This window comes from Veillonella sp. 3913 (genome assembly GCF_003992235.1).
GTDB lineage: Bacteria > Bacillota > Negativicutes > Veillonellales > Veillonellaceae > F0422.
On the sequence record NZ_RQVF01000003.1, the window covers coordinates 94,183 to 114,831 of the forward strand.

General features: G+C 40.1%; 19 protein-coding genes, 1 tRNA gene and 1 pseudogene. 2 read left to right on the forward strand and 19 right to left on the reverse strand.

All coding sequences use genetic code 11. From position 1 onward, the window contains the following. Position 1: 1 nt before the first annotated feature. The 13 genes and pseudogenes from speD to modA form a co-directional block, all read right to left on the reverse strand. A complete protein-coding gene (speD, locus tag EO113_RS05330; RefSeq protein ID WP_009353328.1) occupies positions 2-790 on the reverse strand; it encodes an adenosylmethionine decarboxylase in 789 nt (262 codons plus the stop codon). 99 nt (positions 791-889) lie between these two features. Further along, on the reverse strand, positions 890-1,510 hold the full coding sequence (locus EO113_RS08260) for an XTP/dITP diphosphatase (protein ID WP_231723404.1): 621 nt from the start codon (positions 1,508-1,510) through the stop codon (positions 890-892). Beyond that, positions 1,502-2,227, reverse strand: a pseudogene (rph, locus tag EO113_RS08265) (ribonuclease PH); the annotation flags it as partial. The gene EO113_RS08260 and the pseudogene rph, both read right to left, overlap by 9 nt. 504 nt (positions 2,228-2,731) lie before the next feature. Continuing rightward, positions 2,732-3,499: an amino acid ABC transporter ATP-binding protein gene (locus EO113_RS05340; protein WP_127135729.1), complete on the reverse strand. Its 768-nt coding sequence runs from the start codon at positions 3,497-3,499 to the stop codon at positions 2,732-2,734. A 9-nt stretch (positions 3,500-3,508) separates the two neighbouring features. Continuing rightward, positions 3,509-4,168: an amino acid ABC transporter permease gene (locus tag EO113_RS05345; protein ID WP_206168650.1), complete on the reverse strand. Its 660-nt coding sequence runs from the start codon at positions 4,166-4,168 to the stop codon at positions 3,509-3,511. A 2-nt stretch (positions 4,169-4,170) separates the two neighbouring features. Beyond that, positions 4,171-4,992 (reverse strand): amino acid ABC transporter substrate-binding protein, encoded by an 822-nt coding sequence (locus EO113_RS05350; RefSeq protein ID WP_127135730.1) that lies wholly within the window; start codon positions 4,990-4,992, stop codon positions 4,171-4,173. A 220-nt stretch (positions 4,993-5,212) separates the two neighbouring features. Then, complete coding sequence (locus EO113_RS05355) at positions 5,213-6,016, reverse strand: Rpn family recombination-promoting nuclease/putative transposase (protein ID WP_164726337.1); 804 nt, start codon at positions 6,014-6,016, stop codon at positions 5,213-5,215. Positions 6,017-6,210: 194 nt separating this feature from the next. Then, positions 6,211-6,711 carry a hypothetical protein gene (locus EO113_RS05360; protein ID WP_127135732.1) on the reverse strand — a complete coding sequence of 167 codons (501 nt, stop codon included), beginning with the start codon at positions 6,709-6,711 and terminating at the stop codon, positions 6,211-6,213. 175 nt (positions 6,712-6,886) lie between these two features. After that, positions 6,887-7,873: a tryptophan--tRNA ligase gene (gene trpS, locus EO113_RS05365; protein WP_127135733.1), complete on the reverse strand. Its 987-nt coding sequence runs from the start codon at positions 7,871-7,873 to the stop codon at positions 6,887-6,889. An 8-nt stretch (positions 7,874-7,881) separates the two neighbouring features. Continuing rightward, entirely contained in the window at positions 7,882-9,714 is a 1,833-nt protein-coding gene (gene glmS / locus EO113_RS05370) for a glutamine--fructose-6-phosphate transaminase (isomerizing) (RefSeq protein WP_127135734.1), read from the reverse strand. 570 nt (positions 9,715-10,284) lie between these two features. Further along, on the reverse strand, positions 10,285-10,908 hold the full coding sequence (locus EO113_RS05375) for an ATP-binding cassette domain-containing protein (RefSeq protein WP_127135735.1): 624 nt from the start codon (positions 10,906-10,908) through the stop codon (positions 10,285-10,287). A 9-nt stretch (positions 10,909-10,917) separates the two neighbouring features. Further along, entirely contained in the window at positions 10,918-11,577 is a 660-nt protein-coding gene (gene modB / locus EO113_RS05380; protein ID WP_127135736.1) for a molybdate ABC transporter permease subunit, read from the reverse strand. Continuing rightward, positions 11,574-12,362: a molybdate ABC transporter substrate-binding protein gene (gene modA / locus EO113_RS05385; protein WP_127135737.1), complete on the reverse strand. Its 789-nt coding sequence runs from the start codon at positions 12,360-12,362 to the stop codon at positions 11,574-11,576. The genes modB and modA overlap by 4 nt, the downstream gene beginning before the upstream one ends. Before the next feature lie 148 nt (positions 12,363-12,510). On the opposite strand from modA, the gene EO113_RS05390 reads away from it, so the two are divergent. Then, entirely contained in the window at positions 12,511-13,491 is a 981-nt protein-coding gene (locus tag EO113_RS05390; protein ID WP_127135738.1) for an AEC family transporter, read from the forward strand. 261 nt (positions 13,492-13,752) lie between these two features. On the opposite strand, the gene EO113_RS05395 is transcribed toward EO113_RS05390, so the two are convergent. From EO113_RS05395 to EO113_RS05415, 5 genes are all read right to left on the reverse strand, one after another. After that, positions 13,753-14,049 (reverse strand): metalloregulator ArsR/SmtB family transcription factor, encoded by a 297-nt coding sequence (locus tag EO113_RS05395; RefSeq protein ID WP_009353411.1) that lies wholly within the window; start codon positions 14,047-14,049, stop codon positions 13,753-13,755. A 34-nt stretch (positions 14,050-14,083) separates the two neighbouring features. Continuing rightward, positions 14,084-14,710, reverse strand: a complete 627-nt coding sequence (locus tag EO113_RS05400) for a hypothetical protein (RefSeq protein ID WP_127061491.1) — start codon at positions 14,708-14,710, stop codon at positions 14,084-14,086. Next, the gene (locus EO113_RS05405; protein WP_164726338.1) at positions 14,707-16,134 is read right to left on the reverse strand and encodes a DUF2157 domain-containing protein; all 1,428 of its coding nucleotides are present in this window, start codon (positions 16,132-16,134) and stop codon (positions 14,707-14,709) included. Before EO113_RS05405 ends, EO113_RS05400 begins: the two co-directional genes overlap by 4 nt. A 52-nt stretch (positions 16,135-16,186) precedes the next feature. Further along, on the reverse strand, positions 16,187-16,633 hold the full coding sequence (locus tag EO113_RS05410) for a universal stress protein (RefSeq protein ID WP_009353425.1): 447 nt from the start codon (positions 16,631-16,633) through the stop codon (positions 16,187-16,189). A 751-nt stretch (positions 16,634-17,384) separates the two neighbouring features. Then, positions 17,385-18,593 (reverse strand): MFS transporter, encoded by a 1,209-nt coding sequence (locus EO113_RS05415; protein WP_127135740.1) that lies wholly within the window; start codon positions 18,591-18,593, stop codon positions 17,385-17,387. 291 nt (positions 18,594-18,884) lie between these two features. Here EO113_RS05415 and EO113_RS05420 point away from each other — a divergent pair. After that, positions 18,885-18,973, forward strand: a tRNA-Ser gene (locus EO113_RS05420). A 378-nt stretch (positions 18,974-19,351) separates the two neighbouring features. Here EO113_RS05420 and uraA read toward each other — a convergent pair. Then, complete coding sequence (gene uraA / locus EO113_RS05425; RefSeq protein WP_127135741.1) at positions 19,352-20,629, reverse strand: uracil permease; 1,278 nt, start codon at positions 20,627-20,629, stop codon at positions 19,352-19,354. Between the last annotated feature and the right edge of the window lie 20 nt (positions 20,630-20,649).

Consider the following 20,649-nt stretch of genomic DNA (forward strand, 5'->3'; position numbering starts at 1 on the left):
CCTAGATTTTCAATGATGGTAAGTTTCTACCGTAGAATATTTCCGCCATCTCTTGTTTGAGTTGTTGGTTAATTTGTTTGCGCTCTTTTAGCGTCAAATCTTCTTCGGTAATACCAAACAAATAATTATTAATGTCGTACTCTTTCAGCATCATTTTGGTATGGAAAATATTTTCTTGATACACATTCACATCGATCATATTGTAGAGATTACGTGTTTTAGAGTTAATGTAATTTTGAATGGAGTTCATGCGATGATCCATGAATAATTTTTTACCATGAATATCACGAGTGAATCCACGCACTCTATAATCTAAGCTGATGATATCAGAATCAAAACTATCGATAAGATAGTTTAATGCGTTGAGCGGAGAGATTTGACCACATGTGGACACGTCGATATCTGCACGGAATGTACTGACTCCATTGTCTGGATGACTTTCAGGGTAGGTATGAACCGTCAAGTGAGATTTATCGAGATGCATTACCACATCATCTTTATCTACTTTATCAACAGGTTCTTCCGAAATCAGGATAGTTACACTTGCTCCTTGTGGATCATAGTCTTGCTTTGCCACATTCAACACATTGGCTCCGATAATATGTGAAACCTCTGTTAAAATATCAGTCAGGCGCTGTGCATTGTAAACTTCGTCAATGTATTCAATATATTGGCGTTTTTCTTCTTCTGTACGCGTATAACAAATATCATAAATATTAAAACTCAAGGTTTTCGTTAAATTGTTAAACCCATAGAGTTTCATTTTATTTGATTTTACAGATGTATCCATAACTTAATATCTGCCTTCCTTATAATACCTACCATTATTATATCGAATTAAATAAATATATTCAAGACTTTCGATATAAAATTTTCATTTTTTTATTAATTACTTAATTATAGTGTGTCGCAATTGCTCCACCAATGCCCGTAGCGCCTTACCTCGATGGCTAATAGCTTGCTTTTGTTCCATAGAAATATTGGCCATCGTCGTTTTTAATTTTGGAATGTAAAAGTATGGATCGTAACCGAATCCACCTTTTCCCATTGGGCTTAACTGAATAAGTCCTTCACAAGTGCCTGTAGCTCGAACACATTGTCCATCCGGTGTAGCCCATACAAGAGCACATTGATAACGTGCTGTTCTATCACTTGGAGTAACATCCACCAATTCCGCTACTAATCGTCGATTATTATCTTCATCACTGCGATGCAGTCCTGCATAGCGCGCAGAATATACACCTGGTGCACCGCCTAAGGCATCTACTTCTAAGCCAGAATCATCTGCCACACAAGGCAAACCACAAGCCTCTGCATAGTATAAAGCCTTCAGTTCTGCATTTTCCATAAAGGTAGTGCCAATTTCTTCTGGTTCGTCAATATCTACAACGTCATCTATCGTACGCACTTCAAAGCCTAATTCTTCAAAGGCTGCGGTAAACTCTCGAATTTTTCCTTTATTCCGTGTGGCTAATACCACTGCTTTCGGTGCATTTTCGTGACCCACCATGTTACCAATTTCACCTAATGCTTCACGTTGTACCGCCATTAGTTGTTGTGTACCAGCTTCACCTAAATCTAATAGGCTATTCAACTCATCTCTTGTGAAAGTCCCATGTTCACCTGTTCCTTGCACTTCTACTAATTGGCCTTTACCGGTACAAACCACATTCATATCCACAATGGCTGCACTATCTTCTTCATAGCACAAGTCTAGCATAGGACCATCTTCACCGATTCCCATAGAAATAGCTGCTAAATAGTCCGTTACAGGAAACTTACCATATCCATCGTACATAGAATAGATAGCATCTACTAAAGCCACAAAAGCCCCTGTAATAGAAGCTGTGCGAGTGCCACCATCAGCTTGTAGTACATCACAGTCTACCGTAATCGATACTTCGCCTAAAGCTTCTAAGTCTACAACAGCTCGCAAGGCACGACCAATCAAACGTTGGATTTCCACGGTGCGACCTGTCTGTTTACCTTTTGCTGCCTCTCTAGGTACACGAGTATGTGTAGCTCGTGGTAACAAGGAATATTCTGCTGTCACCCAGCCTGTGCCAGTTCCTTTCAAAAAGCGGGGAACGCGATCCTCAACGCTAGCCGTACAAAGGACTTTTGTATTGCCACATTCAATTAGTACAGATCCCTCTGCATAGGCAGTGTAATGCCTAGTAATTTTCACAGGGCGTATTTCTTTTAAACTACGACCATCAATTCGCATCGTCATTCCTCATTTCCCATTACAATCGGATTATACATACCTCTTATTATACACAATCTCATGGCGGATTGGCAATTTATGTTCGCCTTTGACGAGGGCACTTTATCCTGAGTAAGTAGGCTATGTTTTCCTCTACTTCTCAGTCAGAATGCGGCATGCTTCCTCACAAACGGCACTTCGTAATGTTTGCTGCGGAGCATACCGCATTCTTTTCAACCTTTATCTTATATAGCAAAAACTAGCCTACTTACTTATCTCTCCAGACCTCATACCTCCATTAGTCAAAGGCAATCATCTCCTTTGGGTCTGCCTATAAAATTGTGTATGATCATCAGTATGTGAGGGAGATCCTCAAGGAAACAGATTGTGCTTATCTCCGAAGAAATACGTATAGGATATAAAGTATAGTTGTACGCAAAAATACGGCGCACCTGGCTACAACTATTATAGAGTATTGTTTGCAGCCGGTGCCCCGTATGCTAATTCAAGTTCGATATATTGTTTTTATACTCGCAGCATGGAGTTTAGGAACGCTTGTGTTCTTGGGTTTTGTGGGTTCCCGAAGACCTGTTCTGGGGTTCCTTCTTCTTGGATTTTGCCGTCTGCCATGAAGATGACTCTGTCTGCTACTTCACGGGCGAATGCCATTTCATGGGTGACGATGATCATGGTCATATCTTCTTCGGCTAGTTCCTTGATGGTCCGTAATACTTCACTGGTAAACTCTGGGTCCAAGGCTGATGTAGGTTCATCGAAGAGCATGATTTCTGGTTTCATCGCTAATGCTCTAGCAATAGCAACCCGTTGTTTTTGCCCCCCTGACAAGGTGCTAGGGTATACATCTCGTTTATCCCAAAGACCTACTTTTTCTAGCAAGGACTGAGCTATAGGTAATATATCTGCCTCTTTCATTCCTTTCACCATGCGAGGTGCGACCATGATATTTTCTAGCACTGTCATGTGTGGAAATAGGTTGAAGGATTGAAATACCATCCCCATTTTCAGCAAGATTTGTTGCTGTTCTTCTTTCTCAGCATAGACCGCCACGTCCGTGTTCGCCGGCGTGTCCACTAAGGTTGCCCCATCAACGAGGATGGTTCCTTTTTGTATGGTTTCTAGTTGTCCCAAGCAACGAAGAAAGGTGGATTTGCCCGATCCAGAGGGACCGATGATGGACACCACTTCGCCACGTTCCATGGATAGTGACACGTCTTGCAAGACCGCCACCGAGCCAAAGCTCTTTTCAATATGTAACATGTCTATGAAAGCCATGGTTTCCTCCTAATCTTCATAAATCGCCATGCGGCGTTCTAAATATTGGTATAGTTTCGTCAACACAAATGTCATAGCCAAGTAGAATACACCAGCTACGATGAAAGCTGTAATATCGAAGTCTCGTTGTACAATGCTACGAGTGATTCGCAAGATATCATTCATAGCTAAGACATACACCAAGGATGTATCTTTCAACAATGTAATCGTTTCATTCGCCAATGGTGGCAATACACGTTTGATGACCTGCGGCAAAATAATTTTGTACATCGTCTGCACATAAGTAAAGCCTAATACCTTCGCCCCTTCATACTGCCCTTTTGGAATAGATTGAATGCCACTGCGGAAAATTTCACATAAGTAGGCAATATAGTTCAACACGAAGGACAGCACTGCCGCCGTCATATCTGTGAGTTCAAAGCCATCAATCATAAATGGCAAACCATAATAGATGAGCAAAATTTGTAACATTAACGGTGTGCCACGCATTACGTACACGTAAGCATCCACGATGGTCGTTACCACTCGATTTGTGCTCAATCGGAGCAGTGCCAAGAGCAATCCACCTGGCACTGACAAGATGATGACGATGAAGAACAAGGACAAGGTCACTTGGAATCCGCCAGCAATGGCCGGAACTATCTGTAAAATATATTCCAATACGTCCATGTTTATTTATACTCCTCTTTCGTCAAGATAGATGTACTGCCAAACCATTTTTGTGCCAATTTGTCAGCCGTACCATCATTCATCACTTCTTGTAACGCAGCATCAACTTTTGCTTTCAACGCTTCCTCTTCCTTGCGCATACCTACACCTACTTTTTCACTGGCGAAGGAGCCTGTGGCTACAGTAAATACATTATTACCTTTTTTACCGATTAAATAACGGCCTACCATTTCATCCACCACTACCGCATCGATGCGTCCTAATTCTAGATCCATGAAAGCATTCACATAATCGCCATATTCTTTGACTTCTTTAAAATTCTTAGATTGGGGATCATTCTTTACTGCTTCTAATCCAGTAGAACCTGATTGAACGCCTACACGTTTGCCATCAAGTTGGGATTTGTCAGCAATCCCAGAATCAGATTTTACGGCAATAATTTGGTCCCCACGAAGATATGGTTTAGAGAACAAGATGTTGCGCTCCCGTTCCTTCGTAATGGTTAAACCATTCCACAACACATCAATACGTTTAGATTTTAGTTCTGCTTCTTTACTATCCCAATCGATAGATTTAAATTCCACTTCAGAACCAATACGCTTTGCCACTTCTTTCGCAAGATCGATATCAAAACCTACGAGTTCACCTTTTTCATCTTTAAATCCCATAGGAGGGAAGTTATCATCTAAGCCGATAACAATTTTTTTCGGCACCTCTGTGTTCGCCTGCTTCGTAGACGCCCCACAACCTGCCACTAACCCCACAATTACCAGTGCACTAGCTGCTGCTAATACTGTTTTAGAACATTTTTGTAGCCAATTCATAATACTTTCTCCTCTCTACAGTTATGTAATCTCTATTTCATAATTACATTATACTTTAGTTAATTAAAGTTGTAAAGAGATAAATCGCAAAAATTTTATCATGTATTATGAAAGTAATTTATACTGACAACGCCCCTCCAATAACTAACTATCAAAACAAAAAGCGATATAGTAAGTTATGTACTCACTATATCGCTGATTTGCTCTTTACCTATATGTTTTATATCAATGCATGCTCTTTCGCAATAGCCTTTACTTCTTCTACAGTAAAGTTAGTGACTTCTGCAATCATTTCTAAGGACAAATGCTTACGCAACATCTGAATGACAACCTCAGCTTTACCTTCTGCCCGACCTTCAGCCACGCCTTCTTTCCAATATGTATAATGATCCATTGATAGCATTGAATATTCCTCCCTCCAAGCCTCACAATGTTTTGCTTCATCTACGGCACTTTCAATATCTCTTAGTAACTCATCCGATGCAGCATGACCATCTACGTAATCCAAGAACCGTTGCAGCGGTTTTGAAATATCATCCATTTTACCCTTGGTACTTAAAAACAATTTTGTAGCCCCATCGTTCAACAGAATATCATGTTCTTCCATACAAACATTTTTGAATGTGTACTTATGACGATTTCCAGTAAACACAGGAAATGTACAAATAAAAATAATATACGAATCATTCAATGTCATGTACTTCTGCCCTTTTTGTAAATGATACATATCCAAAATACTTTGGTAAAAGCGTGTGCGCTTTACCAATTCTTCCATATCCTTGCTGGTTTGCATCTCGATATTGAATACAGTTCCTCTGTCGTCATTCACATAGACATCTAAACGAATACTTTTCGTTTCCAAGCTTACATCCAGAGTTTTCTCCTCTTGAATGTAAACGATATCCTCGATAGAAATATCCAGCAACCGTTCCAATACTGCCTTACAAATGGGTTTCTTTAGCATGACCTTTTGAAAGATAAAATTGTCCTGAATGGTCAGTTCATCGAATGATTTAATACGCATACAACGCCTCGCTTTCATTCTTACCAAAATTATACCACAATTACGTGCTAGGTCGGTAGATATACCTCCACCATATAGTTGCACTTCTCTTTGAATCTTATCCTTCCTCTAAAGTTTCCTAACAGTGAATATTTTCAAAAAATAAATAAAAAGAACCACCCAGCACCTTGCCAAGTGGTTTTTTCTAGTCCTATTCAAGTATTTTTATATCGATTCAGTGCCTCTAAGACTTTCATTTTATCTTGATGACTCAAAAACTGTAAGCTAATAGGCACGATATATATACCGCCCGTTTCTGTTTGCACATACAAGGTTTTCCAGTCCTCTCCGAATCCCATGACACCTTGATAATGAACAAAGGTCAAATATAAGTCTGGTGCAAAAAAGCGTTCAATTCTTTCTTTTACCAATATAGGTGTCCGTTTTAGAATGAGCCCTTCTGTAGCAATATAAATCTCCACATCGTCTTGCTGGTACATGCGCAATAATGCGTAGACAGATACCACCATAAGAAGAAGCATCCACATATTGAAGCTATGACCCAGTTCTCGATATAGAAGCACTCCACGATACAGTCCCCAAGCGGCGATAGCTGCATACACTAGTTGAAACCCCCATATCATAACAGAGGAATTATGTAATTCTTCTTGAATCGCTCCACAAGGAAACAGTTCTTCTACTTCTTCACGTTTCATAGTTCCTCTCCCAAACAGCATTCCAACCTCCATGTATTTCCACTCAACACCTCTATAGACAGCATCTACTTGTCTGCTTCATACATATCCCACTATACTTCCTCACAACGTCTTAGTATAGATGATTAAAAAGATGTAATGAAATGCTATATACACATCTCATTACATCTTACTATTACTTACGTCGTAGGCCCATAGCTTCTTCTACACGAGCCAATGTTACATTCGCCACAGAGGCAGCTTTTTCAGCGCCTTCTGTCAAAATCGTATCTAGCTCAGGGCTGTCGATTAATTCTGCATACCGTTCATGAATTGGTGTTAATGCTCCTACTAATAGGTCTGCAATGTCACCTTTAAAAGTTCCATAATTTTTGCCAGCATACATGCTTTCAATAGCCTCAAAGGAATCTCCTGTTAAAGCATTGTAAATGCCCATCAAATTGGAGATACCTGGCTGTTTTTCTTTATCGTAGCGCACAACGCCCTCAGAGTCAGTAGCCGCCTTTTTAATCTTCTTCACCACTACATCTGGTGTATCCAATAAGCGGATAGTAGCCCAATTATTATCATCGGACTTGCTCATTTTTTTCGTTGGATCTTGTAAGGACATCACACGAGCGCCACCTACGGTAGTTTTAATTTCTGGCATAGCGAATACTTCGCCATATTTGAAATTGAAACGTTGCGCCAAGTCACGAGTTAACTCGATGTGTTGACGTTGGTCATCCCCTACAGGCACATAGTTGGTTTGGTATAACAAAATGTCCGCTGCCATCAATGGTGGATATGTCAACAAACCAGCCGGGATGGTTTCTCCTTGTTTCGCCGATTTATCTTTGTACTGTGTCATACGCTCTAATTCACCGATGGAGCTCAAAGTTGTTAAAATCCAACCCAACTGCGCATGAGCAGGTACTTCGGATTGCACAAACAAAGTCACTTTATTAGGGTCCAAGCCTACTGCTAAATATAAGGCAGCAAGGCTTCGCGTATTGTGGATTAAATCCTTTGGATCTTGTGGTACTGTGATGGCATGTTGGTTCACGATACAGTAAAAACAATCATGGTCATCTTGGAATGTCAAAAAGTTGCGAAGAGCTCCAAGGTAATTACCAATGGTCAACTCACCGCTAGGTTGTATTCCGGAAAATATAACAGACATAGTATCTCCTATTCTACGGTTACTGATTTCGCCAAGTTTCTTGGTTTATCTACATCAGCACCGCGAGTGATAGCTGCATAATAGGATAACAATTGCAATGGTACAACGGCTAAGATAGGCACTGTGAAAGCGTCAGTTTTTGGCACGAAGATAGTATGGTCAACATATTTCGCCAATTCTTCATCACCTTTCATACCCACACCGATTACGATAGCATCACGAGCTTTTACTTCTTTGATGTTGCTCATCATTTTTTCGCGTACAGATTCTTGTGTCGCCAAAGCGATAACAGGAATGCCTTCTTCAATCAATGCCAAAGTACCATGTTTCAACTCACCACCTGCATAAGCCTCTGCATGGATGTAGGAAATTTCTTTCAATTTCAAAGACCCTTCCATAGCCACTGCATAGTCGATTAAACGGCCTAAGAAGAACGCATCTTCTTTGTAACCGTAATGGTTCGCAAAGGCTTTGATTTCGTCCACGTTTTCAAAAATTTCATGAGTCAATGTAGGCAATTCTTGTAAGTTTGTCAAAATTTCATGTTTTACCGCTTCATCGATGCGACCATTTAATTGACCTAAGTACACCGCTAATAACAATAAAGCTACTAATTGTGTGGTGTACGCTTTTGTGGAAGCTACGGCGATTTCAGGACCTGCCCAAGTGTAGATTACTTGATCCGCTTCACGAGATACGGCGGAGCCTACTACGTTGGTAATACCCAAGGATTTAGCGCCTAAACGTTTTGCCTCTTTTAAAGCAGATAATGTATCGCTTGTTTCACCAGATTGGCTGATGACGATGCATAAGGTATCTTCATCCGTTAATGGTGTACGGTAACGGTATTCAGAAGCGATATCTACTTCTACTGGAATACGAGCTAATTGCTCAATGTAGTATTTCGCTACTAACCCTGCATGGTACGCCGTACCACAAGCTGTAATCAAGATGCGCTTGATGCCTTTCACTGTATCTGGTGTCCAGTTTAATTCATCATACACTACTTCTGTAGCATCTTTATTAATACGGCCGCTCAACGTATCACGAATCGCTTTTGGTTGTTCGTAAATTTCTTTTAACATGAAGTGCTCATAGCCACCTTTTTCAGCTGCTTCTGCATTCCATGTGACATGATAAATGTCTTTTTGTACTGGTTGACCAGATCGGTCAGTGATTGTCACGCTATCTGGTGTCACAATAACAACTTCGTTGTCGTTGATAATATATGTTTCACGAGTGCGTTGAATAATAGCTGGGATATCGGAAGCAATGAAGTTTTCACCTTTTCCTAAGCCCACTACCAATGGATTATCTTTTTTTGTAGCAATGATTTTATTTGGTTCATCGGCACAGATCATTACCAAAGAGTAGGACCCTTCGATGCGTTCTAACATGCGACGAACGGTACTTTCAAAGTTGCCATCGTACATATCGCTCAATAAGTGAGCTACTACTTCTGTATCTGTTTCAGACGTAAATTCAACACCTTTAGCCAATAATTCTTCTTTCAATGGCATGTAATTTTCAATGATACCATTGTGCACTACGGCAAATTTTCCATCTGTACTTGTATGTGGGTGCGCATTCATATCGCTTGGACGACCATGAGTAGCCCAACGAGTATGACCGATACCAATATGACCTTGGTTAGGATCTGCTTTTACCACAGCTTCCAAATTCGCCAAACGGCCCATTTTCTTTTGCACTTTAATCACATTGTTTTCGCCCACTACGGCAATCCCTGCAGAATCATATCCGCGGTATTCTAATTTCTCCAAACCTTCCAGCATAAAATCTGCTGCATTTTCAAATCCAATATATCCTACGATACCACACATGGTATGTACCTCCTTGATTAATTCATTACTATTGCTTCTGAAAGTAGCCTTTGTGCACCTAGTTACCTTGGTGTTTTGCTCTACTTCTACGACTGAAGCTAGCCGAGAGGCATCCGCTGAATTTCGATACTCCTCTACCTCGTCCACTGTGAAAGCTGTCTCTTTCCAGCGCTTGCGCTATTCGCCTTTACGAATTTGGTCCCTCCTTTGCATGTGTTTCGACAGTTCTGTTGACTATGCCTAAGTCTTTAGAAATAGTCATAATCAGTAGTATTATACTTCATATGAGCCGTTACTGTAAAGAAATAAACAAATTTGTTATTAGGCATATATAATGTTGTCATAGTATATAGATAAATAAATATGCCCAAAAGGTGGTAAAAATATAATAGAGGAACGCTGACCTAAGTGTATCAACATTCCTCTATTATGCTATCATGCTATTATTCTAGTTGTGCATGTGTTCATCGCTACAGTTTTATAGCATGTGTTGTACTATGGGTTCATCTATGGCAGTCGTATTGCTTAAAAGCTGAACTTGCCAATGCATCTTATGAACTAGCGTTCCCCTTACACCTCTTCTGCAATCATCCCATCACGACATAATAGTCGATGATTCCCTACTGCCGCAGCCTCTTCTTCACTGTGAGTAACCCACAAGCAGGGGATAGCCCATTCAGAAATAATAGCTACTAAATCTTGTTGCAACTGAGCACGTAAGTTCACATCTAACGCCGTAAGCGGTTCATCTAAGATAAGTAACACTGGTTTGGAGTACAGTGCTCGTCCTAAGGCCACCCGTTGTTGCTCCCCACCAGATAAGCCTTTGGCTTTCTTCTTAAGATGTGGTGTCAATCGCAAACGCTCCACAATATGATCGAATAACTCTGGAGAACCTTGTTTACTATACCGAATATTCTCCTCTACAGTCATATGAGGAAACACAATATTGCCTTGCGGCATATAGCCAATGTGTCGTTCTTGGGTAGGTACGCCCCTTCCCTTTTCGAACCATATCACATCATTGGCTATTATTTTACCTTCTTTCGGTACCAGCAATCCACATAGAGCTTTCAAAAATGTAGATTTTCCACTTCCAGAAGGGCCCATCAATGTAGTAATACCTTCTTGTAATGTACCTTGGGCTTTCACAACAAAAGTACCTCGTTCTATGACGATATCAAAGGAAATCATAGTACCTCCTTACCGATTTGAGAAGAGGGAACCTTTGGTTAGACCTTGAATGGCCCACACAAGCCCCAATGTTAAAATACAAATATAAATCACTAATTCAAATGCACCGTTATAATCGCCAAATTCTACGAGCGAATAAATGGCCAGTGGCATCGTCCTCGTCACGCCTGGAATATTGCCGGCAATCAATATTGTGGCACCAAATTCACCTAAGCCACGAGCAAAACATAGGATGGACCCGCTGAGTATCCCTTTCCATGCTAAAGGCAATGAAATTGTCCAGAACACGCGAAACTCGGAGGCCCCCAAGGTGCGAGCTACGTCTTCCATATCTCGATCGATAGCAGCCAGCGCTGTTCGTACGGACTGATAGAAGAGAGGAAAGCTGACCACGGCGGATGCAATAATGGCGCCTAGCTTAGAGAACACCACTCGAATACCGTGAGCCTCTAACCACGCACCAAAGGCATTGCCTGGAGAAAATATGATGAGTAACACAAAGCCTAATACCACTGGCGGTAATACCAAGGGCAATGTAAAGAAGGAATCGATCAAGGATTTCCCCGGAAAGGCATAGTGTTTCATCACATAATTTAGGCTAAGACCGATGACCATATTAATCAATAAGGCGATGAACGCCACTTCTACGGATAACTGTAAAGCTATCATTGTTTCACTGGTTCAGCAAAGCCCCATTTAGCCAATACTTCGCTAGCCTCTTTACTTGTTAAGAACGCATAGAAATCTTCTGTTAATTTATTTTGATTCTTTTTCACTACGCCGATAGGGTACTCGATCGGTGCATGTAATTTAGCATCTACTGTAGCAGAAATGTCTACTTTATCCTTCAATGCCAATGCATCAGTTTTGTACACAAATCCTACATCAGCTGCCCCTTCCGCAATATACGCACCAACTGCTTTTACGTCTTTCGCAAATACAATGTTAGGTTCTACTGCATCCCACAAATTCGCTTTTGTTAAGGATTCTTTCGCATATTTGCCTGCTGGTACTGTTTCTACAGTGCCGATAGCTACTCGTTTTGCATTCGTAATATTGTCCAATGTAACAGCCTCTTTACCTTTTGGTACGATCATTACCAATGTGTTTGCTACGAATGGGCGAATATTATCCATTAAACCTTTTTCATTTAATTGATCCATATTCTTTTTGTTCGCAGAAATAAAGATACTAGATGGCGCGCCTTCTTCAATCTGTTGACGTAATGTGCCAGATCCTGCATACACAACATTGATTTGTTCCGGTTTTAAATTATGTTTTTTCACATAGTCTGCTTTCAGCTCTTCCAATGCCCCTTGCATACTAGCTGCTGCAGATACGGTGATTGTTTCATTTGTAGATGGTGCTGTAGACGATGTAGTACCTTGTCCACCGCAGCCAGCTAATGCCAACACTCCTATCATAAGTAAACCCATAAACCAATTACGCTTCATAATGATATCCTCCCTAATTAAAATATATACACTTAGAAGCTTACTACATATTCTCATTATACTAGAAAAGCAACAGTAAGCAAAATGAATTTAGTTACATGTGGTACAATAAAGATGACAACTATACAACCTAAGGAGGTTATCTATTATGGATTTATTTTTTCACATCATTCTCACCAGTATCGTCCCCATTTTATTACTTACCCTCATGGGGGTCTTATTAGATCGATGGTTTCACCTCGATTTACGAACACTAAGCAAACTGAACTTTTATTTATTTTTGCCCGCTTATATTTTGAAATCCTTTTATGTCACCGATTTAACCCATGAAAGCTTTGAAATTTTTGGCTGTGCCCTCATTATTTTATTTGCTAACTCAGCCTTAGCAGGCATCGTCGCTAAGTGGCAAGGTTATAATTTAGGAAAAACAGAAATCGTCCGCAACGCAGTAATGTTTTCCAACATTGGTAACCTAGGAGTAGCCTTAGGGACTTTCGTCTTTGCCAATGATCCATACATCATCGATGGATCTACCCCCTATTTACATGATGGGGTTATCGCCATTATCGCTACTTTCATTATCCAAACTGTGTTCTGTAATTCTTTAGGATTCTATCAAGCTGGCAAAGGAAAATTAACCACCGCAGAATCTTTGCGTACCATCTTACATATTCCTATTATGTATTGTGTGCCTATCTCAATTATCGCCCATTATTATATCCCTATCGACTTCACTCAGACCATTATATGGGGGCCCTTAGATATTTTCGGTCGTTGCTTTGTAGGCGCTGCTATGCTCACCCTAGGGGTACAACTAAATCGGACACCTTGGAACTTTATAAAAAAAGATGTGATGATTACTTCCTTCATGCGGTTAATTGCAGGTCCTCTATTGGCCCTCGTTGTAGTACTTCCTGTAACTATGTACTACACACCATTAAGCGCGATTGCAGCACAAAGTATTATCATCGCTTACGCAGTCCCATCTGCAGTAAACACCGCCCTCATGGCTGTGGAGATGAACAATAATCCAGAACTAGCTACGCAAATTGTACTCGCCACCACAGTTCTTTCCTCTTTTACTATGCCCCTAGCTATATTATTGGCATACTATGTATTCCCCTTATAGCTAACACTTTCGTGCGTCAATTCGCTTGATGCTTGATATAGTAAACAGATTAATGTATACAGGTACATTCTATGTCTGCTATGTAACTATATAACAGACAATAGTCTAAATCAGTACCACTACACAAAACTATGCGATACCCTGCTCTGCCATAAAAGCATAAAACTCTAAAAAACTATCTAACAATGTAACAATACATTGCTAGATAGTTTTTTACATGCAAAAAGGGCTGCTTTCGCAACCCTCCTACATGCTCTGCACTTATTGATGTCCTACGTGCTCTAACCCTTGACGGATTAACACGATAACATGGTCATCATTCAATCGATACCAAGCTGTTTTTCCTTCTTTTCTAAATGTTACAAGTCTTGCTTGACGCAACACACGTAACTGATGAGATATAGCTGACTGGCCCATATCCATAGAATCTGCAATTTCAGTTACACACATTTCTTTCTGAAGCAGATGTCTAACAATACGCAACCGCGTTGGATCCCCTAGGACCTTGAATAGTTCAGCTAACAATTGTGTTTCCAACTCTTGTTGATTTGTTTCCATCTTAACCTCGCTATCATATAGTAATCCATTCTCTCTAATTAGAGTTTGGTATTACTATTATATCATTTTTTTCCTGTTCTGTATCACCAATTTTTTCCAAAAGAACACGAGAATCTTTTTCTTGATCCACTACGCTCTCTGGTGTGGCTAATTCTAAGGGTACACCTTTGGCATAGACACCAGTAACTACCCCATATCCATCACGTAATTTCATAGTACCAATCAATGTCCCACGATAATTCGTATAGAATTTTTTATCCACTTTACTAAGGTCTACTTTGACACGATTGAAAGGAATGGAAAACTCCACCACTCCATGGTCAAACCGCTTTACATTAGCCCGAATATATTCTTGATCTTTCGGTGTTTCATCTGTGGCTGATACCACTTGTAATACACCAGACTGTTTAGGTGTGACAATGACATATACCTCATGACCTACTTCTGGGGTCTCTTTACCTTCCCAATTGGCATAAGATCCTAAAAATTCCACTTCTAAATAATCCGAAGGTACCCAACCGATGTGACGACTTACTTTCACAGGCCATTGATATTCTGTACCACCTTGTAGCAAAGTTGTATAACGTTGTTGAATGTAGAACTGGCTCAGCAAGGCAACGATAGCAGCCAGAGCAAAGACAATCCATTTTTGATATCTCATCGTTCTTCCTCCTTCACTACACCCTCAGAGTCTACTACTTTCACGTCCTTTGATACAGCTTGCTCTCCCAACGGGAATTCCTCCACTGTTGAATCTGGTGACTGGCGACGAGCTTGTCGAACACGCTGATTTACCTTAACCCTTTGTAGTCGTTTACGCCATAAATATAAGGCATTGATACCTAATACAATGACCCCTAGCACTAAGAACGATACACCTCGCTCCACAAAAGTAAAGCTAGGATCAAAGAATCGAGCTCCAAACATAGCAATTAGCGTCAAAATACTACTATTCAATAAGCTCACCTTTTTCACCAAGGTGCCACGAATAAAAGTCCCTAAAGCTGCTACTAAAATATATGCATTAAATAGGATGGACGTCAAAATAGGTGTCGCGCCAGAGACAGTGACTACATAGCATCCAAAGATTACAAAAGGAATCAATCCGATAGTGCTTTCAATACGCTTAGCTAATACTAAACGACGCAATACAAGAACTGCTATGCCTAAGCTCAATACCATGCAAAACCATAGCCACCATGCCATGGTGCTTTCACCAATGCGCATCCATGTACTAATGTAAGTACCTTCCACAATGGTGTACAACAGAGCAATGGCACCTACGCCTTTACAAGGAAGTGCTAAGAGGGCAATTTTCTTTTCTAATGTGCCTAAGCCGTAGGTAACGGCGCCCAATACACTAATAAAAAATAAATTCATTTGTGGCTCATAGGTGGATAAGATGAAGAATACTTCACCAAAAATGGCACCAATAAAGGCCCAAGATACAGATACTAACAAGGAATCTTTCGACCCTTGATACTTACCAAATCTACGGATATAGTATGGTACTGCTACTAATAAAAGTCCTCCCACTGCTACAGGCCCTACCCAAGTATTTAAAGGATGGCTAGAAAAACTCCACCCCAATACACCAATAAGATATAAAATCATACCTAGAGCCGAATCCAAGACATAAATAATCGGCAAGGCACAGCAAAGAATGATAAGCACATATAGCCCCATATGCTCGCCTGTATAGAAAGTATCTGCTACCAACAAAGTGGTGGCTGTCAACAGTCCCATATAAATAACAGTAATGCTTTCTGCTACCATACTAGCTGGCTTTGCTTTCCATACACCACCACCGACCACAGCAATAGCTAATAACAAGATTGCCAAGGACCAATCAAATCGTCCATTAGGTGAAAACCCATACCAATATCCCGCAAAAAGCAAAATAATTCCCAACAAAATAAGTATAGCTCCACCTAACACTGTAATTAATCGTGTCCAAGATGGGCCCTCTTTAGGGATAAACCCGTACTTTGCTTGCAGCTGATGGCTCTGTTCTTCTGAAATAATTCCCTCTTCTTTCCATTGGTCAAGCTCTTTGTGCAACCAATGTATATGTTTTACATTCATATGCCTCTCCATAAAAAAAGGCTTTGCTCAGAGAACAAAGCCTTATATCCTATTATTTAACAATCAATACTGGACATGTGGAATGACTAGTTACATAACTACTTACACTACCCATAAATAAACCTTTTAAAGGTCCCAATCCACGGCTCCCCATAACAATTAAATCTGCATCATATTTTTTAGCTACCGCTAATACAGCAGGTCCAGGAGACCCTACTTCAAAAACGCATTTGACTTTCATATCAGCTGGTACTTCTTCTGCTACTTCGCTCAAGATTTTTTTACCTGTTTCTTCCATATCTTCAGCAATTTGTTCAGATACATAACCACCACTGATTGGAGTTTGGTCAAAATTAGAAATTGCGGATACAATGTTTGCTACGTGCACTAAAATCAATTCCGCATCATTACGTTTAACAATTGCCAATGCATGTTCTAACGCTCTTTTACCATTTTCCGATCCATCTGCAGGAACAATTATTTTTTTATATTCCACCATAGTAAGACCTCCTCCATATTGTCACTGTGCTACTATGTAACTTGCCTATATCACTATAATTCGACATAGACTTGAAAATTCCTTTTCTTTACTCTTATTGTCTCACAAAATCTGAATCTTCGCAAATGAAACTTGCGTCACGATAATATCTTTATGGTGTTCTTTGGCAATCACGAATTAAGAAAAAAGCACAGCATACGTTCTAAATCAAAGAGCACCGTACAAAGTTCTTCCTTCCATTTCTGAGTTACTCGATAAAAGGAAGACCGTGGCACACCTCTCCACAAACTGATACTCCGTTAGGTTTGCTCCGAGGTATGCCACGCTCTTCTAGGATTAGCATAATTCGGGTAAATGCAAACGCCACTGTATGTGGGATATACCGTAGTCTTTCAGCTCAGCGTAATTTTGGTAAATACAATCGCCTATACACCTATGCTTCTTTCGATATGAGCCGCGCTTTTTTTACTACGCACTAAAGTAGAAAAAGAACACCTGCAAGAGTATATCCTGCCACTGCATTTCTACGGAGAGATATGCTATGTTTACTTTGGATATGCCACGTTCTTTTTGTAATAAATAATTATAGAGCTCAAGAGCCGTAATTAGCATTATCTCAAAATCTTTTTAAATACATTTTCTTTCATGTACATAAGATACGTAAAATTTTTATTCTATACTCAGTTTTATATATGCTATTTTTGTTAGTCCCCTTGAAGTTATACTGAAAAGAGGGTAAAGCGATATATTCTTATTTTAGTCGAATTAATGACAATAAAATAGCTCCAATAATTGGGGAGATGGACAATGCCATTAAGGCTGTTTGGTAATTGCCTGTAGCTGTTAATACTGTGGATAAAATGATAGGTGCTGTGAGTGCGCCAATTTGGTTAAATAGATTTACGAATCCCGCTGTGGTTCCTCTTAGTTCTGGTGGTGCTGCCTGGATAATGATAGCATTGGTTAACGGGCTATACATAAAAGCTCCCATACCTAATAGGGGTGCTGTAATGTATAACATATCTGGATTGGTTGTGTTCGCAAAGATTAGCAAAGCTGGAGAGAACAAAAACATGACGATGGCTGCTAAATAGTTTCGTGGTAAAGAAATTCTATCTGAAATAAATCCGATAGTCGGTTTGGCAATCACTGCTGCAATACCGTAAATACTCATAATAGCGCCTGCAAAGATAGGTGTCACATGCAATTGTTTCACTAAATACAAGTTAGCCCAAGTGGTAACACCCCAAGTAGTGCCTGTTGCGAAAAATCCCATCACTGCTAACAATAAAATGTTGCGGTTTGTTCCTACAAAACGTAAGCTTTGTGCTAATGACATGCACCGTGGCTCTGTTCCTTGTACTTCTACTGTATGGTTCTTTCTGAAAGCTTGTACTTCTTTCACCGTAAACAAAGCTAAAAAGAATACTAGTAATGGTAATAAAGCGGTAATTAAAAATGCCATTTGCCATCCGTAATGGACAGCCACAAATGGCGCATATCCGTTAACCACGGTAATCCCAAATGATGTACAACTCATGAAAATACCTACAGCGGTACCACTTTGTTCTGCACTGAAATGCTCTCCAATAGCTTTCAAACAAGCAGATTGCACAGGACCTGATACAATACCTAATAAGAAGCGCAACACTAAGCCATATTCATAACTTTGTACAGTACTCATAAGCCCCGTTACAATAGCCATAGCCACTAAACTACCTAAGATAGATTTACGATAGCCAAATCGATCCGCTAACAGCCCTCCTGGTAATACAGTCAATGCATAACCAAAATAAAAAGCCGTCAAATACGACGTTCCTTGTTGCGCTGTAAAATGTAAGGCCTCATTTACAATTGGCATCAACGATGACCATGATAAGCGCATCACAAAACTTAACAAAAAAGTTAACCACAAAGTCAGCAGTATACCTGTTTGTGTAAGAGTAAACCCTTTTTTCATGTAATACCTCCTATGGAATACCACAAACCTATTTATACAGATCTAATCTGCATAAAATTATAACATATGCACCTTAAATTCACATCTTTATTCTTTAATTATACTTTGACTGATTCTATGGTGTAAAGCTAGCATGACAGCATACTACAATAATTCATGCGTATCTCATAACACCTATTCTTCAGAGTATTTGAATAAACACTCCTCTAAAATAAGTATTGCAAATATACATCACATTCTAATTGACAAAAGGTCTAGTTCAATGATAGACTATATCTAGTTTTTATATATGGAGAGGTGTCCGAGTGGTTTAAGGAGCTGGTCTTGAAAACCAGTGACTCCGCAAGGGGCCGTGGGTTCGAATCCCACCCTCTCCGCCACAATAAGCTGTTATCAACATGATAACAGCTTTTTTTCGTAGAATCGCAGTTATGCGTAGTAGCCATGTGGCGTTCCGTACTCTCTACATTACACAACCACAAGAAGAGCACGGTGTGCTCTCCCCTTTTAGCACCCACCCGAAAGAGCGCTACAGGCTATAGGCCCCACGGTATACATCGAAAGTATGTGGCAGTCCATTATTATATCAAAATAACACATATGCAAAAGAACACGATATATTCCGGAGCAAACCTAACCACTGTATCAGTTTGTGGAGGAATATATCGTGTTCTTTCATTGTCTTATATCAGGTATAACTGCCACATACTTCCAGAAAAATATCACTTCTCCGTAGCCTGTGCCGTTCTTTCTTAGTGCTAGTCTTTTAGTTCCGCATTTCCAATTCCTGTTTTACGGAAGATGGCAAAGATAATGCTCAATAAGATGGCTGTTACTGTTGCCAATCCCATACCTTGCAGTACCACTGGGCCGATTGCTAATTTAGCACCGCTCAAGCCGATAACTAGTACTACAGAGGTTAAAATTAGATTAGAAGATTTTGTATAATCCACTTTACGTTCTACCAACATACGTAAACCAGAGGCAGCGATGATACCGAATAATAAAATACTTACACCACCCATTACTGGAACTGGAATAGCATGAATTAAAGCTGCTACTTTGCCAATGAAAGAGAACAAGATAGCAAGCACTGCTGCACCAGCGATAACGAAGGTACTGAATACACGTGTAATCGCCATAACACCGATATTTTCTCCATATGTTGTATTCGGTGTAGCACCAAATAAACCGGATAACACATTGGATAAACCATCTGCAAATAAAGAACGGCTCAATCCTGGATCTTTCATTAAATCACGACCAATGATATTACTTGTTACTACAATATGACCCACATGTTCCGCAAATACTACGAATAAAGCTGGCATAATCATTAGGATAGCATTGATATTAAATTCTGGCTCATAGAATTGAGGGAATGCAAACCAAGGAGCATTGGCTACGCTTGCGAAGTCTACTACTCCCATGATTGCAGCAGCCACATAGCCAGATACCACACCAATTAATACTGGAATCACTGCAAAGAATCCACGGAATAATACGGTACCCAAGATTGTCACAGATAAGGAAAATAAGGATAAAAATAACGCTTGCTCATGAGTCATGCCAAAGCTTTGCCATTGATCTCCAATGATACCTGCCATACCCATAGCTATAGGGGCAACTTCTAAACCGATAACCGCAACAATCGCGCCCATTGCGGCAGGAGGGAATAATACATCAATCCATTTAATACCAATGAATTTAACTAACAAAGCCAATAGCATAAAAGACACACCAAAGGCAATAAAACCACCTTGTGCTGCTCCATAGGTCATGCCAGAGGCTACCACAGCACCTACTGGTCCAATGAAAGCAAAGCTAGAACCTAAATAGGAAGGAATCTTTCCTTGACAAATTAATACGTATAAAATAGTTCCAATACCGTTCATGAACAGGGACGTCGCTGGGTCAACTTTCAATAAGAATGGTACTAATACAGTAGCCCCAAACATAGCAAATAAATGCTGAAAACTAAGTGGCAATAACTTAGCGAAAGACGGGCGTTCGTGAACATCAATAAAATCTTTCATGGTGCATCTCTTTCTGTGTG

What these genes read in the sequence shown, in the direction of transcription:
- speD (WP_009353328.1), bottom strand. Translation starts at nt 790, where the DNA reads ATGGATACATCTGTAAAATCAAATAAAATGAAACTCTATGGGTTTAAC.
- EO113_RS05405 (WP_164726338.1), bottom strand. Translation starts at nt 16,134, where the DNA reads ATGAATGTAAAACATATACATTGGTTGCACAAAGAGCTTGACCAATGG.
- modA (WP_127135737.1), bottom strand. Translation starts at nt 12,362, where the DNA reads ATGAAGCGTAATTGGTTTATGGGTTTACTTATGATAGGAGTGTTGGCA.
- EO113_RS05350 (WP_127135730.1), bottom strand. Translation starts at nt 4,992, where the DNA reads ATGAATTGGCTACAAAAATGTTCTAAAACAGTATTAGCAGCAGCTAGT.
- uraA (WP_127135741.1), bottom strand. Translation starts at nt 20,629, where the DNA reads ATGAAAGATTTTATTGATGTTCACGAACGCCCGTCTTTCGCTAAGTTA.
- EO113_RS05390 (WP_127135738.1), top strand. Translation starts at nt 12,511, where the DNA reads ATGGATTTATTTTTTCACATCATTCTCACCAGTATCGTCCCCATTTTA.
- modB (WP_127135736.1), bottom strand. Translation starts at nt 11,577, where the DNA reads ATGATAGCTTTACAGTTATCCGTAGAAGTGGCGTTCATCGCCTTATTG.
- EO113_RS05400 (WP_127061491.1), bottom strand. Translation starts at nt 14,710, where the DNA reads ATGAGATATCAAAAATGGATTGTCTTTGCTCTGGCTGCTATCGTTGCC.
- EO113_RS05395 (WP_009353411.1), bottom strand. Translation starts at nt 14,049, where the DNA reads ATGGAAACAAATCAACAAGAGTTGGAAACACAATTGTTAGCTGAACTA.
- EO113_RS05375 (WP_127135735.1), bottom strand. Translation starts at nt 10,908, where the DNA reads ATGATTTCCTTTGATATCGTCATAGAACGAGGTACTTTTGTTGTGAAA.
- EO113_RS05355 (WP_164726337.1), bottom strand. Translation starts at nt 6,016, where the DNA reads ATGCGTATTAAATCATTCGATGAACTGACCATTCAGGACAATTTTATC.
- EO113_RS05410 (WP_009353425.1), bottom strand. Translation starts at nt 16,633, where the DNA reads ATGGTGGAATATAAAAAAATAATTGTTCCTGCAGATGGATCGGAAAAT.
- trpS (WP_127135733.1), bottom strand. Translation starts at nt 7,873, where the DNA reads ATGTCTGTTATATTTTCCGGAATACAACCTAGCGGTGAGTTGACCATT.
- EO113_RS05345 (WP_206168650.1), bottom strand. Translation starts at nt 4,168, where the DNA reads ATGGACGTATTGGAATATATTTTACAGATAGTTCCGGCCATTGCTGGC.
- EO113_RS05360 (WP_127135732.1), bottom strand. Translation starts at nt 6,711, where the DNA reads ATGAAACGTGAAGAAGTAGAAGAACTGTTTCCTTGTGGAGCGATTCAA.
- glmS (WP_127135734.1), bottom strand. Translation starts at nt 9,714, where the DNA reads ATGTGTGGTATCGTAGGATATATTGGATTTGAAAATGCAGCAGATTTT.
- EO113_RS08260 (WP_231723404.1), bottom strand. Translation starts at nt 1,510, where the DNA reads ATGGTGGGTCACGAAAATGCACCGAAAGCAGTGGTATTAGCCACACGG.
- EO113_RS05340 (WP_127135729.1), bottom strand. Translation starts at nt 3,499, where the DNA reads ATGGCTTTCATAGACATGTTACATATTGAAAAGAGCTTTGGCTCGGTG.
- EO113_RS05415 (WP_127135740.1), bottom strand. Translation starts at nt 18,593, where the DNA reads ATGAAAAAAGGGTTTACTCTTACACAAACAGGTATACTGCTGACTTTG.